The sequence below is a fragment of the Comamonas badia DSM 17552 genome, from assembly GCF_000484635.1.
Classification (GTDB): domain Bacteria; phylum Pseudomonadota; class Gammaproteobacteria; order Burkholderiales; family Burkholderiaceae_C; genus Comamonas_C; species Comamonas_C badia.
The window spans coordinates 201,491-219,212 of the sequence record NZ_AXVM01000004.1 but is presented as its reverse complement, the minus strand read 5'-3'; the positions used below and the strand labels follow the sequence as shown (position 1 = coordinate 219,212).

The window sequence follows — 17,722 nt, the reverse complement described above, 5'->3', positions numbered from 1 at the left end:
GTATTTGTAATAATTTGTTCTGCTATCCTGCGGCCATGTCCGAATCGATGCTGGCCGAGATGGCGCTCACGCTGTTGCGCGAAAGCGAACTGTCGGTGGCGATCTTCGATGATGGGGACGTGCTGCGCTTTGCCAACGCGGGCTTCGTGCAGCGCTTTCACATGCAGCCGGACGGGCGCATCACCTGGGCGGACATCATGCGCACCAACCATGCGCTCGGCCGGGGCACGCGGGTGAGCGGCGAGGTGGATTTCGAGACCTGGCTGGCATCGGCGCGCTCGCGCCGTGGCAAGCAGCCGTTTCGCGCCTTCGAGGGCGACCGCCACGACGGCCAGTGGCACTGGTTGACGGAAACCACGCTGGCCAATGGCTGGATGCTGTGCACGGTCATGGACACCACCGAACTGCACCGGCAGGGGCGCAGCCTGCGCGCCACGCGCGACCGCGCGCTGCATGCGGCGCAAACCGATGCACTCACCGGCATCAGCAACCGTGCCTGGATGCAGCAGCAACTGGACCGGCTCATGGCCAGGCCGGGAACCTTGACGCTGGTGGCGCTGGACCTGGACCATTTCAAGCAGATCAACGACAGCCTGGGCCATCCTGCGGGCGACGCGGTGCTGCGCGACTTTGCACGCCACCTGCAGGCCGACACGCGCCGCGCCGACAGCTACGGGCGCGTGGGTGGCGAGGAATTCATGCTGCTGCTGCCGGATTGCCCGATGGCGCAGGCGCAGCCCATCGTCGATCGCCTGCTCGGCCGCGCACGCACGTCCATCCCTCTACCCGAAGCGCCGCGGCAGCGCTATACCGTGAGCGCCGGGCTTGCCATGCGCCAGCCCGGGGAAACCGCGCAACAGCTGGTGGCCCGTGCCGATGCGGCGCTGTACCAGGCCAAGCGCGAGGGGCGCGACCGGCTGGTGTGCGCCGCGTGAGCGGTTGAAAAATCCGGTTTCGGCCGCAGGTGGCAGGCAGAGTCTTCCAATGAACCCGCCATGACCACCAGCGAATCCCTGCACGTCGTCTGCCCCCATTGCCACACCACCAACCGAGTCCGCGCGGACGATCTGGCCAGCGCGCCCGATTGCGGCCAGTGCCACCGTCCGCTGTTCGAGGGCGAGCCCTTGCAGCTCGACGCAGCGAGTTTTGACAAGCACATCGCGCGCAGCCAGATTCCCGTCGTCGTGGATTTCTGGGCGCCCTGGTGTGGCCCCTGCCTGCAGATGGCGCCGTTCTTCCATGAGGCGGCGCAGCAGCTCGAACCCCAGGTACGTTTGGCCAAATTGGACACCGAGGCCCACCAGTCCATCGCTGCGCGCTATGGCATCAGGAGCATTCCGACGATGATCGTGTTCCAGGCTGGGCGCGAGCTGGCGCGCACCTCGGGGGCACGCGGCGCGGGCGACATCGTGCGCTGGGTGCGGGGAGCGCTGGGGTAAACCGCTGGGTTGATTCAGCGGGCGCGCTGCGCCGCGCGGTAGGCGGCGATGCGTTCCTGCAGGCCGGGGCGCGCGGCCGATGCCACGAGGCGCGCCAGATCCTGCGCGTCGCCCACGTCGCCCCTGGGCCGGCGCCTGGCGCCGATGGCGGCATGGATGGCGCGCTGGGTGTGGGCTTCCAGCCGGCTCACGCGCTTGAGCAGCGCGTCCTGCTCCCGCGGCAGTGCGGCGTCATCGACTTGGTGCAGCGCAAGACCGCTGGCGCAGGCGTTGGCGGCGTCGATCGTCTCGCCGCCTTCCAGCCAGCGGCTGGCCTGCGCGGCGCCCACGGTGTCGGCCAGCCGAGCGGTGCCCAGCACCAGGCCGAAGCCCGCGCCGGGAAAGGCAAAGCTTGCATCGCCGACGATCCAGCGCTCGCTGCAGGCGGCGAACAGATCGGCGCCGGCGCCCATGGTGCGGCCGTGTGCCAGGGCCAGCGTGGCGCAGGGCAGGCGGTTCAAGGTCTGGAGCATCCACTCCACGCGAGTAAAGCGTGCAAGCAGGGTTTCGTCGGTTTCCGCATCGAGGTTGGAAAGATCGAAACCGGTGCAGAAGTGCTTGCCCGCGCCCGAGAGCACCAGCAGGCGCAGACCGCCGTCCTGGGCGGCATCGTCCAGCGCCGCCTGCAGCGCTGCCACCAGCTGGGCGGACAACGCATTGCCCTTGTCCGGGCGGTTCAGCCGCAGGTGCAGCAGCGCGCCTTCGCGCGCGATGAGCAGCTCGGGCGCACTCATGCGGCAGGCCTGGGCCAGAGGTTGGGCGCGAGCAGGTTGGAATAGCCCGAGACAAAGGTTTTCACCGTGCTCGTGCCGGGCACATAGGCATGGCGGGCCACGCGCCCGATATTGCCGCCGTAGAGGTGGATGCTGATCGAGACGCTGTCGTCAATCGCATTGGACACTTCATGGACGTCGCCGCGCGCCGGCGAGACGATGTCCAGATCGCCAGGTTGCAGCGTGGCGCGCTCGCCAGTGGGCTTCCAGTGGCCCTGCGCATCCGGCGCAAAGCGCTGGCCATTTTCCGCGCCGCGCAGCATGCCGATGATGCCCCACACCGTGTGGTCGTGCACCGGCGTTTTCTGCCCCGGGCCCCAGACAAAGCTCACGAGCGAGAAACGGTCCAGCGGATCGCCGTACAGCAAGTGCTGCTGGTAGTACTGCGGATGCGATGCGGCCATGGCGTCGGGCAGCCAGTCGTCGTGCGTGACCAGGTCGCGCATCAGCGGCGTGGCGCCAGCGATCAGCGCGTCTTCGTCGCTGGTTGCCTGGACGAGCCGTGTCATCGCGGCGACGAAACCCAGCAGCCGTTGGTCATTGGCCATGGTGATTTCCTTGGTGCGTTCTCTGGTGCGCCAGGGCGGCGCGGATTTCCTCGGTGTGTTCGCCCAGGGCGGGTGGGCGGCGGCGGATGGCAAAGCCTTGGCCGTTCAGGCGCAGGGGAGAGGCAAAGGTGCGCGTCTCGTGTCCGCCCGGCAGCGTGAGCGGCTGGATCCAGCCCATGTGCCCGGTCTGCGGATCGGCGAGCGCCGCGGCGTAATCGTTGATGCGCGAGTGCGGCACGCCGGCGGCATTGAAGGCCGCGATCCAGTGCTCGACCGGCTGGCGCGTGAAGGCGGTTTCCAGAAGCTCCTTGAGCGCTCCCTGGTGCTTTGCGCGGTCGGTCGTGGTGAGAAAGCGCGCGTCCTGAGCCAGCTCCGGCAGGCCGACGACTTCCAGCACCGAGAGCCACAGCTTGTGGTTGCCCGCGGCGATCGCAAAATAGCCATCCTGCGCCTGAAAGGCCTGGTAAGGGGCGTTCCTGGGGTGTGCCGAGCCCAGGCGTCCGGGGCTCTTGCCGTTGCCGAAGAATTCACTGGTCTGCAGCGCCGCCACACCCAGGGTGCAGCCGAACATGGGCACGTCGATATGCGCGCCCCGGCCGCCGGCGCGCACCTGCACCAGCAGCGCGGCGATCGCAAACGAGGCGTAGAGCCCGGAGGAAAAATCCGCAATCGGCACGCCGCATTTGGCGGGCGCGCCATCGGCGTCGCCGGTGACGCTCATCACGCCCGATGCGGCCTGGACCGTGAGGTCATAGCCGCCTTCGCCGGAGCGCGGTCCGCTCTGGCCGTAGGCGGAAATCGAGCAGTAGACAAGCGCGGGTTTTTCGGCCGACAGCGCCTCATAGCCCAGTCCGAGGCGCGCCATCACACCGGGGCGGTTGTTCTCCAGCACCACGTCGGATTCCAGGATCAACTGCCTGGCCAATGCTAGATCCTGCGGGTTTTTCAAGTCCAGCACCGCAGAGCGCTTGTTGCGGTTGAGCGAAGCGAAGTTCTCGCTGAAGCCGTCGGTCAGCGGCGGCCACTGGCGCAGCCCGTCGCCGGCGGGGGGTTCGATCTTGACGACATCGGCGCCCATGTCGGCCAGCAGCATGGCGGAAAACGGCCCGGCGGCGGTGGAGCAGAACTCGACGACGCGTACGCCGCCGAGAGGTTGCGAGGGGGTGGATGGGGTCGCGGTCATGGTCATGGAGGCAGGCTGCGTGGGCGTTGGACAGGAGAAGGCGGGAATCAACTATAGCAATCCTGCCCGCTGTGTTGCGCCTTCCTAGCAGAAACGACCCTGTTGCGCAAGAAGGGTTTTGCGGTCATTCGCCCTCATTTGATTAGGGACAATACCTATGTTCAAAGAACTGTAACACAACTAATATTTCAGCCGCGTATTAGAATTTTCCGCCCCCTTTTCTATCTAGAGGACCCATTCCCATGAATACCTTGGCGAAAGATATCCCCCAATATGGTGGGGCATCACCGTCGCAGGCCGCCGCCCATGCAGCGGCGGGCGTCAACGTCAGCGGCCGGCTTGAGCGCCTGCCCATGACCGGCTACCAGCGCATGCTGTTCGCCATCATTGCCACGGCCTGGCTGTTCGATTCGATCGACCTGGGCATCATGACCTTCATGCTCGGCACCATCAAGGCCGAGTTCGGCCTGACGGCGGCGCAGACCGGCATGCTGGCCAGCTCCAGCTTTCTGGGCATGTTCCTCGGTGCGGCGGTGGCCGGCATGCTGGCGGACAAGTTCGGCCGCCGCCCGGTGTTCCAGGTCAGCATGATTTTCTGGGGCGTCGGCAGCCTGATGTGCGGCTATGCGGCCAACGTCGATGAGCTGATGGGCTGGCGCGTGCTGCTGGGCTTTGGCATGGGCATGGAGTTTCCCATCGGTCTTGCGATGGTCTCGGAGATCGTTCCGGCCGACAAGCGCGGCCGCTACGTCGCGATTCTGGAAGGCTTCTGGCCGCTGGGCTTCATCGTCGCCGGCGTGATCGCCTACCTGTCGCTCGGCCATATCGGCTGGCGCGGCATTTTCATCGCGCTGGCCGTGCCCGCGGTGTTCGTGCTGGTGGTGCGCCGCCTGGTGCCCGAATCGGCGCGCTGGCTGGAAGACGCTGGCCGCCATGCGGATGCCGAGCGCGTGATGTCGCACATGGAAACCAAGGTGATGCAGTCCGCCGGCCTGCGCAGCCTGCCCGCGCCGCGCCGCGCCGTCGCCGTGTCGCAGTACCAGACGCGCGGCAGCCTGGTGGGAGAGCTTTTCAAGGGCATCTACGCCAAGCGCACCATCATGCTGTGGTCGCTCTGGTTCCTGGCGCTGCTGGGCTACTACGGTCTCACCTCCTGGCTGGGCGCGCTGCTGCAGCAGGCGGGCTATGAAGTCACCAAGTCGGTGCTCTACACGGTCTACATCTCGCTGGCGGGCATTCCGGGCTTCATCTGCGCGGCCTGGCTGGTCGAGCGCTGGGGCCGCAAGAGCACCTGCATGCTGATGCTGCTGGGCAGCGCGGCAGCGGCGTATTTCTACGGCCAGTCGGCGGCCACGCAGGCGCCGGTGTCGCAACTGATCGGTGCCGGTCTGTGCATGCAGTTCTTCATGTTCGGCATGTGGTCGGTGCTCTACGCCTACACGCCGGAGCTCTATCCGACGCGTTCGCGCGCCACGGGAGCGGGTTTTGCCTCGTCCATCGGCCGCATCGGTTCGCTGATTGGCCCCTATGTGGTCGGGCTGGTGCTGCCGGTGGCCGGTCAGGTGGGTGTCTTCTCGCTGGGGGCGGCCTGCTTCGTGGCCGCGGCGCTGGTGGTGCTGTTGCTGGGCGTGGAAACCAAGGGGCGCTCGCTGGAGGAGGTCTCGCATTGATGCCAGACCCGGTGGCCGGCATTCGCCGGCCAGCGACAAGCCCGGATTCAAAGGCGCCACTGTGCTGGCGCCTTTGGCATTCAGCCGTCAGGCAGCACGGCCGAGCGGGTGTATTGCTCGATGAAATCGATCAGCCGGTCCAGGCCTTGCCCCGCGCCCTGCACGTCCGCGCGGGCGATCGCGTCGGACACGCTGGCGTGCAGCTCGGCCATTTTCGGCAGGTCGGGCGACTGCTTGTAATGGATGAACCAGAAGCGCCGCGAGAGCCCGTGCAGGCTGCGCATCGCGCCTTCGGTGAAGGGGTTGCGGGCGGCGGCGAGGCACTCTTCGTTGAAGTCCCGGTCGGCCTGCATGAAGGCGTCCGAATCCTCGTGCTGCGCCAGGCGCCGGAATTCCTCGGCCAGCTCGACAAAGCGCTGGCGCTGCGCCGGCGTGGCGCGTTTGGCGGCGCTCACGCAGATCAGGCGTTCGAGCTCGCGCCGGGTTTCGAGCACCAGCAGTTGCCTGCTCACCACGACATCGGTGATGAGCAGGCCGCGCTGCGGCAGGATGATGATGAGGTGCTCGCGCGCCAGGCGCTGAATCGCTTCGCGGACCGGTGTGCGGCCTATGCCGGTCATGTCGGCCAGGGTTTGCTCGGAGATCGCCGTGCCGGGCGGCAGCTTGAGCGTGACGATGGCTTCTTCCAGCGTCTCGTAGGCCAGATCGGTCAGGCGGGCGCGCGGCTCCAGCGCCTTGAAGCCGGGCACCGGGCGCTCCGCGCCTTTCTCCGCGCCCTTCCCGGTGTTCCTGGGCGCGGTGCTTTTGGTCGTTGCATTTCTTGGCATGAAAGAAGACTCATGAAACGATTGGTATATCAGTATCGTAGCGGCTGGCTGGCGGGGACACCATGCTGAGCGCGGCCCCTGATCGCGCAGGCGATGTGGTGGAGCTCGGCGATGGCCTGCTCCGGGTGGTGGCGCTGCATGGCATTCAGGGGACGCGTGATTCGTGGGTGCCGGTGGCTACGCGTCTGGCGGATGCCGCGCGCTGGGTGTTGCCCAATCTGCGCGGGCGCGGTGCCGCGCCGCGCGGGCGGGGCACGGCCGACTATGCGCTGGACCCATATGCCGGGGACGTGCGCGCCGTCGTGGCGCGGCATGTGCCGCCCGGAGTGCCCTGGGTGCTGGCGGGCTGGAGCATGGGCGTATCCGTCGCGCTGCAATACCTGATCCGCGACGCCGGCCCGCGCCCCGCGGGTCTGCTGCTGCTCTCGGGTACGCCAGCGCTGTGCGAGGCGCCGTGGTTCAAGGCCAGCGAACCCGGGGCGCTGCTGGCGGAGATTTCGGCGCGGGAAGAAGCCCTCGGCCTGCGCGTGGCGGCCGACCGGGAAGCGGTGGCTGCCACCTGGACCGCCATCCGCGCCACCGACCAGCGCCCGCACCTGAAAGATATTTCCATTCCCGCGCTGGTGATCCACGGCCGGCAGGACGCCGATTCACCCTGGGCCCACGCGGTGCAGCTGGCGCAATCGCTGCCGGCGGCGCGCCTGCTGACCCTGGAGGACGGTGGCCACGGCATTCCGTCCAGCCATGCCGACCCGATTGCCGCCGTGGCGCGTGGTTTTTTCACTGAACTGAAACGAGACATCCCATGAGAACCGAAGATCTGATCCATTTCTGCGCCCCCGCCCGCCTGGTGATGGGCCGCGGCACGCGTGCACAATTGCCGGCGCTGGTACAGCGCCTGGGCTGGCGCTGCGGCGTGCTGGTCACCGACCGCTTCTTCACCCAGAACACGCCCTGGGTGCGCGACTATGTGGAGGCGGCCCGGGCGCGCAAGATCGACGTCATCGTCTTTGACGGCGGCGCGCCAGACCCCAGCACCGTGCTGTGCGACGAAGCCACGGCCAGCGTGCGCCGCAAGGCTGAAGGGCGGGTGATAGACCATGTGATCGCCCTGGGCGGCGGCAGCAACATCGACCTGGCCAAGGCGCTGTGCCTGACGCTGCCGGATGGCAAGCCGGTCAAGGCCTTCGTCGGCGACATCGGTGGCGCGCGGCCGCTGCCGCTGGTGGCGCTGCCGACCACCGCGGGCACGGGCTCGGAGGCCACGCCGGGCGCGATCCTGATCGACCCCGAGAACGCCACCAAGATCGCCGTGATGGACAACGCGCTGCGCCCGCAGATCGCGCTGGTCGATCCCGAATTCACCTACAGCTGCCCGCCGCGCGTGACGGCCGATGCCGGCATCGATGCCTTCACGCACGCGATCGAATCCTTTCTGACGCTGGACAGCGCGCTCTACGACCGCCAGGGCCACCCGGATCCGGGCTACAGCGGCCGCTCGGCGCTCACCATGCTGTTCGCGCGCGAATCCATGCGGCTGTGCGCGCGCTGGATGGTGCCGGTGTATCTGGACGGCAGCCTCAAGGAAGGGCGCGACGCGATGGCCTGCGCCAGCCTGTATGCCGCGCTGTCCTACGGCAGCGCGGGGTTGAACGCGGTGCACGGTCTGGCCTACGCCGTCGCCGCGCAGACGCACAAGAGCCACGGCAGCACCAACGCCGTGATGCTGCCCTATGTGCTCGATGAAATCGCCGCGGTTCGGCCGCGGGAATTTGCGGAACTGGCCGAGGTGCTGGGCCTGGGAACCATGGACGCCGCCGCGGCCAGCCGCGCGGTGCCGGTTCGCGTGCGCGAATGGGTCGGACAGCTGGGCATTCCGACGGACCTGAAGGCCTTCGGCATTGCCGAGGACGCGCTGGAGACCATGGTCAAGGATGGACTGGACGTCGTGCGCCTGGCCAAGGCTTTCCCGGTGGCGGACGTGCCGGCCGCCTACCGCCGGATCGTCCTGAAGGCCTATGCGGGGCGCTTGAGCGGCGACGCCTGAACCGCTTCGCAGGCAACCTAGGGAAAACCATGATATCTTTCCGGTCGATGAACTAATATATTAGTCACATATCAACACCGTCACTTCAGGAGTCCATCGTGTCGATAGCAAGCCCCAGCGCTTCCACGGAAAACAGCCCCTTGTACAACCGCGTGATGACCGAGCGTCAGCGCAAGTTTCGCGAGAAGTACAAATCCAACATCAGCCCGCTGTACAACGGCATCCTGCACCTGGCCGTGACCTACGGCGTGGGCATTGCCGGCATCTGGTGGTGCCTCTCCCATATCGAGAACGCGCGCTGGGAATGGCTGCTGATGATCCCGGTGTTCCTGTTCGGCAACTTCGTCGAGTGGTTCATGCACATGCACGTGATGCACCGCCGCATCGACGTGTACGCGCTGCGCGCCATCTACGAGCGCCACACCCGCGAGCACCACCAGTACTTCACCGACGCCGAGCCCACCATGGATACCACGCGCGAATGGCGCATCGTGTTCTTCCCGTGGCGCGTGCTGACGGTGGTGGGCATAGGCGGCGTGGGCCTGGGCTACCTTGCCTCGCTGATCTTCAACGCCAACGCCGGCTTCATCGTGGCGATGACCATGATGGGTTATTACCTGACGTACGAGACCTTCCACTACTGCTGCCACGTGCACGAGAACTGGTTCGTGCGCCACATGCCCTTCATCAACACCATCCGCCGCCACCACATCCTGCACCACAACTTCGGCATCATGATGAAGTACAACATGAACCTGTCCTTCCCGATCGCCGACTGGTTCATGGGCACCTCCGACCTGCGCCGCGGCCTGATCGGCCACCTGTTCAACGGCTACAGCGAGAAGCACCAGAAGGAAGAGCTCAAGCCCATCATCGCCAGGTTCCGCATCGACGACAGCCGCGTGACCACCGACGGCCCGCAGCTGACGGCGCAGGAGCAGCAGGTGATCAACAACGACCTGAACAACCCGCGCAGCACGGCAGGGGCGATGGCCTGAGCAGGCATAGCCGAATCCACAAAAATGGCGACCTGAGGGTCGCCATTTTTACGTCTGCAGCAGAAGACATACAGCACGGCTGGATGCCGTGCATGTTGCCTATCGCAATGCTTCGTCCAGCATCTCTATCCAGTGGCGCACCGGCGTCTGGGTGCCGTTCTGCAGATGCGTGATGCAGCCGATGTTGGCCGAGAGGATGGCCTGGGCGGGGGCGTCGGGGAAGGCGGCCTCCAGGTTGGCGATCTTGCGGTCGCGCAGCTGGTGCGAGAGCTCGGGGTTCAGCACCGAGTAGGTGCCGGCCGAGCCGCAGCACAAATGCGATTCGCAGGCCGCCAGGCGCAGTTCAAACCCGAGCTCCTTCAGCCCCTTTTCCACGCCACCGCGCAGCTGCTGGCCGTGCTGCAGCGTGCAGGGCGGGTGCCAGGCCATGGGCGCGGCCTGCGGTTTGACCTTGTCCTTGAGCTGCGGCACCAGGTCGGGCAGCAGCTCAGACAGATCGCGCGTGGCGGCGCTGATTTTTGCGGCCTTGTCAGCGTACTCCGGATCGTGCTGCAAGGCGTGTCCGTACTCCTTGACGGTGACGCCGCAGCCCGAGGCATTCATCACGATGCATTCGACCTCGCCGCTTTCGAGCATCGGCAGCCAGGCGTCGATGTTGGTGCGCATCTCGTCCTTGCCGCCGCGCTGGTCGTTGAGGTGGAATTTCACCGCGCCGCAGCAACCGGCCTTGGGCGCGATCAGGGTCTGGATGCCGGCGGCATCGAGCACGCGCGCGGTGGCGCCGTTGATGTTGGGCGCCATCGTGGGTTGCACGCAGCCGGCCAGCAGCAGCACCTTGCGCGCATGCACCGTGGTGGGCCAGTGTCCGGCGCTTTGGCGCGGGGGCACCTTTTCCTTCAGGCGCTGCGGCAACAGGCCGCGCACACTTTGCCCCAGCTTCATCGCGGGGCCGAACAGCGGCGAGGGCAGGCCCTGCGCCAGCGCCCAGCGCACGGCCTTTTCCACCGGTGGGCGGGTGACTTTTTCTTCGACCACGCGCCGGCCGATATCAAGCAGCTTGCCGTATTCCACGCCGCTGGGGCAGGTGGTCTCGCAGTTGCGACAGGTCAGGCACCGGTCCAGGTGCAACTGCGTCCTGCGCGTGACTTCCTGGCCTTCGAGCACCTGCTTCATCAGGTAGATGCGCCCGCGCGGGCCGTCGAGCTCGTCGCCCAGCAGCTGGTAGGTGGGGCAGGTGGCGGTGCAGAAGCCGCAGTGCACGCATTTGCGCAGAATGGCTTCGGCCTCGATGCCGTCGGGCGTGCCGGCGAATTCCGGGGAGAGATGGGTTTGCATGGCTCAGGCCCTCCCAGTGTTCAAGATGCCTGCCGGGTCGAAAGCTTGTTTCAGGCGTTGGTGAATGGCTTGAAGCGCCGGATTTTCAATGCCAAATTCGGCGTTTGCGCTTGCTGCATCTGCGGCAGCAGCTATGAAAACAGTGGCATCTCCTCCGGCCTGGCGCGCGGCGGCGCGCAGTGCGTCACCGGCCGCCAGCGGCGCCTGCACCCAGCGCAGGCCGCCATGCCATTCCACCAGCGGGGCGGCTATGCCCGTGGGCAGGGCGAGCGCCGGCGCGGTCTGCGGCACGGAAAGCCGCCACAGCGCGTGGTCTGCGGCGCGGTTGGCAAACCAGGGCAGACGCTGGTCGCGGCAGGCGACCCAGTCATCCGTCACATCGGCAAGGCGCTCTCCGCCCATGCGTTGGCAGGCGGCTTGCACGGCAGCCTGGGCACCGCGCAGGCGAACGTAGAGCAGTTCCTGCCCATTGGCCTGCACCCAGCAACTGGCGTTCAGCGGCAGCGGCTGCCCGCCCCATTGGTTCAGGCGCTGCAGCGCCTGGTCTTGCGTGCATTCAAAACGCAGCGTGGCTTCCAGCACGGGCAGCGGCAGCACTTTCAGGCTGACTTCGGTAATCACCCCGAGCTGCCCCCAGCTGCCCGCCATGAGGCGCGCGACGTCGTAGCCCGCGACGTTCTTCATCACCTGCCCGCCAAAGCGCAGCAACTGGCCCTGGCCGTTGAGGATTTCCATGCCCAGCACGTAGTCGCGCACCGCGCCGACGCTGGCGCGCGCAGGGCCAGAAAGTCCTGCCGCCACCATGCCGCCCAAGGTGCCGCCCAACGTGCCGCCACCTGTGCCACCCGCGCCGAACTGCGGCGGCTCGAACGGCAGGTATTGGCCATGTTCGGCCAGCGCCGCCTCCATCTCGGCCAGCGGCGTGCCCGCCAGCGCGGTGATGACCAGCTCGGTAGGCTCGTGGCTCAGGATGCCCGAGAGCGGGCGCATATCGAGCGGCTCGCCCGCAAGGCCCGCGGCCTGGGGATGAAAGGCCTTGGTGGCGCCGCCCCGGATGGCCAGCGGCTGGCGAGCGGCGTGGGCGGCGCGCACCTGTTCGGTGAGGGTCTGAAGCGGGTTCATGGTCAGAAGCGCTCCAGCTCGGGGTGCGCAATCCTGCCCGCGCGCACCAGCATCTTGCCGTACTCGGCGCAGCGGTTGAGGGTGGGGATGACCTTGCCCGGATTCAGGTGGCCGCTGGGATCGAAGGCGTTTTTCAGCGCCAGCATCTGCGCGTTTTCCTCGGCGGAAAATTGCACGCACATGGAGTTGAGCTTTTCCACGCCCACGCCGTGCTCGCCGGTCACGGTGCCGCCCATGGCGACGCTGGTTTCCAGAATGTCGGCGCCAAACAGCTCGCAGCGGTGCAGCTCGTCGGCATCGTTGGCATCGAACAGGATCAGCGGGTGCAGGTTGCCGTCGCCCGCGTGGAACACGTTGACGCAGCGCAGGCGGTATTTTTTCTCCATCTCGGCGATCGCCAGCAGGATGTCGGCCAGGCGCTTCCTCGGGATGGTCGAATCCATGCACATGTAGTCCGGGCTGATGCGCCCGCTCGCCGGGAAGGCGTTCTTGCGCCCGCTCCAGAAAGTCAGGCGCTCCTGCTCGGAGTTGCTGACTGCAATTTTCGTAGCGCCAGCCGCAGTCAGCACCTGCGACATGCGGCCGATTTCCTCTTCCACCTCTTCGGGCGTGCCGTCGCTTTCGCATAGCAGGATGGCGGCGGCATCGAGGTCGTAGCCGGCGTGCACGAAGTCCTCGACTGCGGCGGTCATGGGCTTGTCCATCATCTCCAGCCCGGCGGGGATGATGCCGGCGGCGATCACCGCGGCCACCGCCTCGCCCGCGTGGCGCACGTCGGCGAAGCTGGCCATGATGCAGCGCGCCAGCTGCGGCTTGGGGATCAGGCGCACCGTGGCTTCGAGCGTGACGGCGAGCATGCCTTCGCTGCCGATCACGGCGGCCAGCAGGTCGTAGCCGGGGGTGTCGAGCGCCTCCGAGCCGAACTCCACCGGCTCGCCCGCCACCGTGAAGCCGCGCACGCGCAGCACGTTGTGCAAGGTCAGGCCGTATTTCAGGCAGTGCACGCCGCCGGAGTTCTCGGCGATGTTGCCGCCTATGGTGCAGGCGATCTGGCTGCTGGGGTCGGGCGCGTAGTACAGGCCGTGCGCGGCGGCGGCTTCGCTGATCGCGAGGTTCCTCACGCCGCACTGCACGCGGGTGGTGCGGGCCAGCGGATCGATCTGCAGGATGCGGTTGAACTTGGCCAGCGACAGCGTCACGCCCATCGCATGCGGCAGCGCGCCGCCCGAGAGCCCGGTGCCCGCGCCGCGCGCCACCACCGGCACGGCCAGGCGATGGCAGGCGCGCAGCACCGCCTGCACCTGGTCTTCGGTCTCGGGCAGGCAGACGACCAGCGGGCGCTGGCGGTAGGCGGTGAGGCCGTCGCACTCATACGGCGTGGTGTCCTCGGCGTTCCAGAGCAGGGCATGCGCGGGCACGCAATTGAGCAGGGCTTGCACGATCTCTGCCTGGCGTGCGGCGCGGTGGTCGGGGGTGGTGGCTGTCATGAAGGGGAGTGGTTTTGTGGGCGCATGGGTTTCGCGCCCCCGTTCAGCAAGACGCGCCTGATTGTTGGTCATGTGCGGAGCGGTGTCGATAGCCTTGGGCAGTGGTATGACCAGTTACCGCATCGGCCGCGGAAGTGCCATTCAGGGCGCCGTGGGCAGCGCATCCACCACAAGCGGGTGCTCAGACGCTTCTATCTCGCGCAGGCAGGCGATCACCGTATCGATATGCGCGCCAGCCAGCCGCCTGGCCTGCTCGGAATCGCGCGCCAGGATGGCCTTGTAGAGCCGCGCATGCTGACGGTCGATCACGCGCATGTCCTCCTCGCGGTGGTAGAGGTTGTTGACGGATGCGAAGACCGAGGTCAGCAGCAGATCGGCGAGAGAACTCAGCGTGTGCACCAGCACCGGGTTGTGCGAGGCCGCGCAGATTGCTGCGTGAAACGCGTGGTCGCGCTGGGCCAGCGTGGCGGCGCTGGTGGCCGGGCTGCGCGGCGTTTGCATTTCTTCGTAGCGGCGCGTGATGCGCGCGAAATCCGCCGGGGTGCCGCGCAGGGCGGCCAGGCGGGCGGATTCGGCCTCCAGCATCTGGCGCACCTCGAAGAGGTCGTACAGCGTCTCGGGGCGCGACTGCAGCTGGCGCATCAACGGCGGCAGCTCGGCTTTTTTCACCAGGCTGGCCACGATGGAGCCGCGCCCGTGGACGGTCTCGATCAGACCGCGCGCACGCAGGGCGCGCAGTCCTTCGCGTATGGCTGCGCGTGACGCATTGAGCCGCGCCGACAGGCTGCGCTCCGAAGGCAGGGCCTGGCCGGGTTTGAGTATTCCATCGGTGATCAGGGCCTCCAGCCGCTGCACCACCAGATCCGCAACGGGCATGATCGCACTCCTTGGATCAGTGACCGCCGATGGATTCGGCCCTGTGAAGTTTGTACTGGCCGTGGGAGCGGCTTCAGCCGCGAACGGCGGTATTCGCGGCTGAAGCCGCTCCCACAACTTGAGACTCACTGGGTCGACTTTATGGGGGTCAACTGGTCATACCACTTTACCCGCTTGCCGATGCGCCGGGAAGGCGCTCAGGAAGGTTCCGCTGCCGCTGGGTCGTTCAGCCACTGCTGCAGCGCCTGCACCCGCGCGCGGCGGATGGCGTCGCCCACCTGCGGGCCGCGTGCCCCGCTGGCGGCGGCCTGCGCGGCAATCGGCGCGGTGGCCACCTGCTGCACCACCTGCAGTGCCGCCGCCAGGCGCGGGCGCTGCGGGTAGGGCGAATCCTGCAGGCCGCCGCGCCCGCGCGCATCGCATTCGCAGGCCAGCAGCACGTCGACAAAGCGCGCGCTCTGGCGCAGCGCGTCGCAGCGCTCCAGCAGGCGCAGGATGGCGTCGGCATTCAGGCTCTCGCTGCGATGGATGTTGCCGTGCTCGCGCGCCACCACGTCGGCGGTTTCGCGGCAATCGGTGGGCACGCGCAGGCGCTCGCACACATCCTGCAGCAGCGCGGCGCTGCGCCCTTCGTGGCCCAGGTGGCGCGGCAGGATGTGCGCGGGCGTGGTGCCCTTGCCCAGGTCGTGCGTGAGGCAGGCAAAGCGCACGGCAAGCTTGGTCTGCAGGTGCGCGGCCATGTCCAGCACCAGCAGCAGGTGCACGCCGGTGTCCACCTCAGGGTGGTAGTCGGCGCGCTGCGGTACGCCCCAGAGGCGCTCAACCTCGGGCAGCAGCACGGCCAGCGCGCCGCACTCGCGCAGCACCTGCAGCATGCGGGACGGCCTGGCCTCCATCAGCCCGCGCGCGAGTTCCTGCCAGACGCGCTCGGGCACCAGGTGATCGATCTCGCCGTTGTCCACCATCTGGCGCATCAGCGCCAGCGTTTCGGGCGCGACGGAAAAATCAGTGAAGCGCGCCGCAAAGCGCGCCACGCGCAGGATGCGCACCGGGTCTTCGGCAAATGCCGGGCTCACATGGCGCAGCACGCGGGCGTGCAGATCGGCCACGCCGTTATACGGGTCAAATACGGCCCCAGTACCCGTCCATTCTGCGTTTGCAGCTATCGCATTGATGGTGAGATCGCGCCGCGCCAGGTCTTCTTCCAGCGTGACATCGGGACTGGCATGCACCACGAAGCCGTGGTAGCCGCGTCCGCTTTTGCGCTCGGTGCGCGCCAGCGCGTATTCCTCGTGCGTCTGCGGATGCAGAAAGACCGGAAAGTCGCGCCCCACGGGCTGGTAACCGGCGGCGGCCATCTCTTCAGGTGTGCTGCCGACGACCACCCAGTCGCGGTCGTGCACCGCGCGGCCCAGGAGCCTGTCGCGCACGGCGCCGCCGACTTGGTAGATCTGCATGCTTTCGAGTTTAGGGGTGGCTGAACCCAGCTTCGCTCTGGTGACGTATGGCCAGGACAAACGCGGTATCCAGTGGGGGGACGAAGCGGTACAGCGCCACATAGCCTCGTGTACCGTGGCCAATCACCAGTTCACGCAGGCCACCACGCGCAGGCCGTCCGATCAGTGGGCTATGGGTGAGGACTTGCAGGGCCTGCACGATCGCACCGATACGCTCGGGCGCACTCTGCGGGTCGTAGCGGGCGATGTGGTTGAAAAAACGGTCGAAATCGTCCAGGACTTCCGGGGCAAGCTCCAGCTGCGGCATTCAATGTGCGCCGGGTTTGGGTGCGGGCGTTCCGTTGGCACGCGCAGTGATCCAGGTCTTGGCTTCTTCCCAGTCCACCGTCTTGCCGGTGGCTCGGATGCGTGCCCAGCGCTCTTCGGCCAGTGCCTCGAAGGCGTTGTCCTGCTCGACCTGATTCACCCGACGCTCCAAGGCTTCGAGGATGAAGGCGTGCGCCGTTTTCCCTGCTTGCCCGGCGGCGGTGTTGATGCGCTCTTTGAGCGTGTCTTCAAGGCGAATCGTGGTGGTAGACATGGCTGCCTCCAAAGGAATTGAGCCAAATGTAGCGCATGTGTGCTACATCCCGACCGTGCTACCGCCGCAACCGGTACGGCTCCATGAACGCCAGAAAATCCTGCTCGGCGTGCGCCGCATCCACCCAGGCCTTCACGCCCGGCAGCGCCTGCACGCGCTGCACATAGTCCTGCACCTGCCGGGGCAGCGGCAGGGCGTAGGTGGCAAAGCGCATGCACATGGGTGCGTACCAGGCATCGGCGATCGAGAAGGCGCCAAACAGCATCGGCCCGCCATAGGTGGCCAGCAGCTCGGTGATGAGGTCCACGGCGCGCTGCACATCGGCGCGCACGGTCGGCTGGTCGCGCCAGATGATGGCGCCCACGTCGGGCAGCTGCGCTTCTATGCTCATCGAGCAGTGCTGGCGCAGCGCGCCAAAGCCGCTGTGCAGCTCGGCCACCACGCTGCGGGCGCGGGCGCGCGCGCTGCCGTCCTGGGGCCAGAGGTGTTTTTCGGGAAAGCGCTCGGCCAGGTATTCGACGATGGCCAGCGAATCCCAGACCGTGGTGTCGCCGTCGATCAGCAGCGGCACCTTGCCCGTGGGGCTGATGGCGCGCAGGCGCTGCTTGAATTCGGAATCCGGCCCGAAGCCGTCCATGCGCAGCACGGTTTCCTCGTGCGGGATCTGCGCCTGCGCCAGCAGCACGCCCACGCGCATGGACCAGGAGGAATAGTTCTTGTTGCCGGTATGGAACTGCAGCATGGTTTTCCTTCATTGACTCAATACGGCCAGACGATGCCGTTGTCGTTGAAGATGGCGTCAAGCGGCTCGTCGTGCGGCTCGGGCTCGAAATCATCGACATGGCCTTGCGTGTATCCCAGCCCCACGGTGAAGGGGCGCGGCCGCAGCGCGGCCAGCGTGCGGTCGTAAAAGCCGCCGCCATAGCCCAGGCGGTAGCCGCCCGCGCCGTAGCCCACGCAGGGCACGAACAGCAGCGTGGGGTGCAGCACCTCGGTGTCCTTGGGCTTGGGGATGCCATAGGCGTCTTCTTCCATCGGGCAGCCCGGGTACCAGGCGTGAAAGCTCAGCGTCTTGGTGGCCTTGTCGATCACCGGCAGGGCTATGCGCCTGCGCTGGGGCTCCTCCATCAGCTCGCCATCTTCCTTCCAGCGGTGCAGCGCGGGCAGCGGATCGAACTCGCCCTTGATCGGCCAGTAGGCGCCAATCAGCGTGTCGCTGCGCCCCACCAGCCAGAAGCGCATCACCTGCTGCAGCGCGTCGGCGCGCTGCAGGCGGTCGGGCAGGGATTGGCGCTCGGCCACCAGTTTCCGGCGCAGGGCTTGCTTGTCCATCCGATAATT

The 17,722-nt window shown here is 67.1% G+C and carries 19 protein-coding genes; 6 read left to right on the top strand and 13 right to left on the bottom strand.

Going from position 1 to position 17,722, the window contains the following annotated elements; translation table 11 throughout:
• Window positions 1–35: 35 nt before the first annotated feature.
• Both K320_RS0110270 and trxC read left to right on the top strand, forming a co-directional pair.
• Window positions 36–935: a GGDEF domain-containing protein gene (locus K320_RS0110270; RefSeq protein WP_024538752.1), complete on the top strand. Its 900-nt coding sequence runs from the start codon at window positions 36–38 to the stop codon at window positions 933–935.
• A gap of 60 nt (window positions 936–995) precedes the next feature.
• A complete protein-coding gene (trxC, locus tag K320_RS0110265; RefSeq protein WP_024538751.1) occupies window positions 996–1,439 on the top strand; it encodes a thioredoxin TrxC in 444 nt (147 codons plus the stop codon).
• Between the two features lie 14 nt (window positions 1,440–1,453).
• Here the strand turns inward: trxC and K320_RS0110260 are convergent, their stop codons facing one another.
• Genes K320_RS0110260 through K320_RS0110250 form a run of 3 tightly spaced genes read right to left on the bottom strand, consistent with a single transcriptional unit; the run spans window position 1,454 to window position 3,988 of the window.
• Window positions 1,454–2,212 carry an enoyl-CoA hydratase/isomerase family protein gene (locus tag K320_RS0110260; RefSeq protein ID WP_024538750.1) on the bottom strand — a complete coding sequence of 253 codons (759 nt, stop codon included), beginning with the start codon at window positions 2,210–2,212 and terminating at the stop codon, window positions 1,454–1,456.
• The gene (locus K320_RS0110255) at window positions 2,209–2,799 is read right to left on the bottom strand and encodes a cysteine dioxygenase family protein (protein ID WP_024538749.1); all 591 of its coding nucleotides are present in this window, start codon (window positions 2,797–2,799) and stop codon (window positions 2,209–2,211) included. Before K320_RS0110255 ends, K320_RS0110260 begins: the two co-directional genes overlap by 4 nt.
• A complete protein-coding gene (locus K320_RS0110250) occupies window positions 2,789–3,988 on the bottom strand; it encodes a CaiB/BaiF CoA transferase family protein (protein WP_245593861.1) in 1,200 nt (399 codons plus the stop codon). The genes K320_RS0110255 and K320_RS0110250 overlap by 11 nt, the downstream gene beginning before the upstream one ends.
• Window positions 3,989–4,335: 347 nt before the next feature.
• On the opposite strand from K320_RS0110250, the gene K320_RS0110245 reads away from it, so the two are divergent.
• The gene (locus K320_RS0110245; RefSeq protein WP_245593872.1) at window positions 4,336–5,652 is read left to right on the top strand and encodes an MFS transporter; all 1,317 of its coding nucleotides are present in this window, start codon (window positions 4,336–4,338) and stop codon (window positions 5,650–5,652) included.
• An 80-nt stretch (window positions 5,653–5,732) separates the two neighbouring features.
• Here K320_RS0110245 and K320_RS0110240 read toward each other — a convergent pair whose 3' ends face one another.
• Window positions 5,733–6,479 (bottom strand): GntR family transcriptional regulator, encoded by a 747-nt coding sequence (locus K320_RS0110240; RefSeq protein ID WP_024538746.1) that lies wholly within the window; start codon window positions 6,477–6,479, stop codon window positions 5,733–5,735.
• 62 nt (window positions 6,480–6,541) lie between these two features.
• On the opposite strand from K320_RS0110240, the gene K320_RS0110235 reads away from it, so the two are divergent.
• The 3 genes from K320_RS0110235 to K320_RS0110225 all read left to right on the top strand — a co-directional run bounded on the left by K320_RS0110235 (window position 6,542) and on the right by K320_RS0110225 (window position 9,524).
• A complete protein-coding gene (locus tag K320_RS0110235; RefSeq protein ID WP_024538745.1) occupies window positions 6,542–7,288 on the top strand; it encodes an alpha/beta fold hydrolase in 747 nt (248 codons plus the stop codon).
• The gene (locus K320_RS0110230) at window positions 7,285–8,526 is read left to right on the top strand and encodes an iron-containing alcohol dehydrogenase (protein WP_024538744.1); all 1,242 of its coding nucleotides are present in this window, start codon (window positions 7,285–7,287) and stop codon (window positions 8,524–8,526) included. The genes K320_RS0110235 and K320_RS0110230 overlap by 4 nt, the downstream gene beginning before the upstream one ends.
• 152 nt (window positions 8,527–8,678) lie before the next feature.
• Entirely contained in the window at window positions 8,679–9,524 is an 846-nt protein-coding gene (locus K320_RS0110225; RefSeq protein ID WP_024538743.1) for a hypothetical protein, read from the top strand.
• A gap of 99 nt (window positions 9,525–9,623) precedes the next feature.
• On the opposite strand, the gene glcF is transcribed toward K320_RS0110225, so the two are convergent.
• From glcF to K320_RS0110180, 9 genes are all read right to left on the bottom strand, one after another.
• Window positions 9,624–10,859 carry a glycolate oxidase subunit GlcF gene (glcF, locus tag K320_RS0110220; RefSeq protein WP_024538742.1) on the bottom strand — a complete coding sequence of 412 codons (1,236 nt, stop codon included), beginning with the start codon at window positions 10,857–10,859 and terminating at the stop codon, window positions 9,624–9,626.
• Between the two features lie 3 nt (window positions 10,860–10,862).
• Complete coding sequence (gene glcE / locus K320_RS0110215) at window positions 10,863–11,981, bottom strand: glycolate oxidase subunit GlcE (protein WP_024538741.1); 1,119 nt, start codon at window positions 11,979–11,981, stop codon at window positions 10,863–10,865.
• Between the two features lie 2 nt (window positions 11,982–11,983).
• Entirely contained in the window at window positions 11,984–13,468 is a 1,485-nt protein-coding gene (locus K320_RS0110210) for an FAD-linked oxidase C-terminal domain-containing protein (protein ID WP_024538740.1), read from the bottom strand.
• A 141-nt stretch (window positions 13,469–13,609) separates the two neighbouring features.
• Window positions 13,610–14,344 (bottom strand): transcriptional regulator GlcC, encoded by a 735-nt coding sequence (gene glcC, locus K320_RS0110205; protein WP_024538739.1) that lies wholly within the window; start codon window positions 14,342–14,344, stop codon window positions 13,610–13,612.
• A 197-nt stretch (window positions 14,345–14,541) separates the two neighbouring features.
• Window positions 14,542–15,801 (bottom strand): multifunctional CCA addition/repair protein, encoded by a 1,260-nt coding sequence (locus K320_RS0110200; RefSeq protein ID WP_024538738.1) that lies wholly within the window; start codon window positions 15,799–15,801, stop codon window positions 14,542–14,544.
• A gap of 10 nt (window positions 15,802–15,811) precedes the next feature.
• Window positions 15,812–16,108: a type II toxin-antitoxin system RelE/ParE family toxin gene (locus tag K320_RS0110195; RefSeq protein ID WP_024538737.1), complete on the bottom strand. Its 297-nt coding sequence runs from the start codon at window positions 16,106–16,108 to the stop codon at window positions 15,812–15,814.
• Window positions 16,109–16,381 carry a hypothetical protein gene (locus tag K320_RS0110190; protein WP_024538736.1) on the bottom strand — a complete coding sequence of 91 codons (273 nt, stop codon included), beginning with the start codon at window positions 16,379–16,381 and terminating at the stop codon, window positions 16,109–16,111.
• Window positions 16,382–16,439: 58 nt separating this feature from the next.
• Complete coding sequence (locus K320_RS0110185) at window positions 16,440–17,123, bottom strand: glutathione S-transferase family protein (protein ID WP_024538735.1); 684 nt, start codon at window positions 17,121–17,123, stop codon at window positions 16,440–16,442.
• A gap of 17 nt (window positions 17,124–17,140) precedes the next feature.
• On the bottom strand, window positions 17,141–17,713 hold the full coding sequence (locus tag K320_RS0110180; protein ID WP_024538734.1) for a 5-formyltetrahydrofolate cyclo-ligase: 573 nt from the start codon (window positions 17,711–17,713) through the stop codon (window positions 17,141–17,143).
• Between the last annotated feature and the right edge of the window lie 9 nt (window positions 17,714–17,722).

Bases quoted from the DNA above. Each gene is read 5' to 3' on its own strand.
- K320_RS0110260 (WP_024538750.1), bottom strand. From the start codon at position 2,212: ATGAGTGCGCCCGAGCTGCTCATCGCGCGCGAAGGCGCGCTGCTGCAC.
- K320_RS0110255 (WP_024538749.1), bottom strand. From the start codon at position 2,799: ATGGCCAATGACCAACGGCTGCTGGGTTTCGTCGCCGCGATGACACGG.
- K320_RS0110235 (WP_024538745.1), top strand. From the start codon at position 6,542: ATGCTGAGCGCGGCCCCTGATCGCGCAGGCGATGTGGTGGAGCTCGGC.
- K320_RS0110270 (WP_024538752.1), top strand. From the start codon at position 36: ATGTCCGAATCGATGCTGGCCGAGATGGCGCTCACGCTGTTGCGCGAA.
- K320_RS0110180 (WP_024538734.1), bottom strand. From the start codon at position 17,713: ATGGACAAGCAAGCCCTGCGCCGGAAACTGGTGGCCGAGCGCCAATCC.
- K320_RS0110250 (WP_245593861.1), bottom strand. From the start codon at position 3,988: ATGACCATGACCGCGACCCCATCCACCCCCTCGCAACCTCTCGGCGGC.
- trxC (WP_024538751.1), top strand. From the start codon at position 996: ATGACCACCAGCGAATCCCTGCACGTCGTCTGCCCCCATTGCCACACC.
- K320_RS0110245 (WP_245593872.1), top strand. From the start codon at position 4,336: ATGACCGGCTACCAGCGCATGCTGTTCGCCATCATTGCCACGGCCTGG.
- K320_RS0110200 (WP_024538738.1), bottom strand. From the start codon at position 15,801: ATGCAGATCTACCAAGTCGGCGGCGCCGTGCGCGACAGGCTCCTGGGC.
- K320_RS0110195 (WP_024538737.1), bottom strand. From the start codon at position 16,108: ATGCCGCAGCTGGAGCTTGCCCCGGAAGTCCTGGACGATTTCGACCGT.
- K320_RS0110190 (WP_024538736.1), bottom strand. From the start codon at position 16,381: ATGTCTACCACCACGATTCGCCTTGAAGACACGCTCAAAGAGCGCATC.
- glcF (WP_024538742.1), bottom strand. From the start codon at position 10,859: ATGCAAACCCATCTCTCCCCGGAATTCGCCGGCACGCCCGACGGCATC.
- glcC (WP_024538739.1), bottom strand. From the start codon at position 14,344: ATGCCCGTTGCGGATCTGGTGGTGCAGCGGCTGGAGGCCCTGATCACC.
- K320_RS0110240 (WP_024538746.1), bottom strand. From the start codon at position 6,479: ATGCCAAGAAATGCAACGACCAAAAGCACCGCGCCCAGGAACACCGGG.
- K320_RS0110230 (WP_024538744.1), top strand. From the start codon at position 7,285: ATGAGAACCGAAGATCTGATCCATTTCTGCGCCCCCGCCCGCCTGGTG.
- glcE (WP_024538741.1), bottom strand. From the start codon at position 11,981: ATGAACCCGCTTCAGACCCTCACCGAACAGGTGCGCGCCGCCCACGCC.
- K320_RS0110185 (WP_024538735.1), bottom strand. From the start codon at position 17,123: ATGCTGCAGTTCCATACCGGCAACAAGAACTATTCCTCCTGGTCCATG.
- K320_RS0110210 (WP_024538740.1), bottom strand. From the start codon at position 13,468: ATGACAGCCACCACCCCCGACCACCGCGCCGCACGCCAGGCAGAGATC.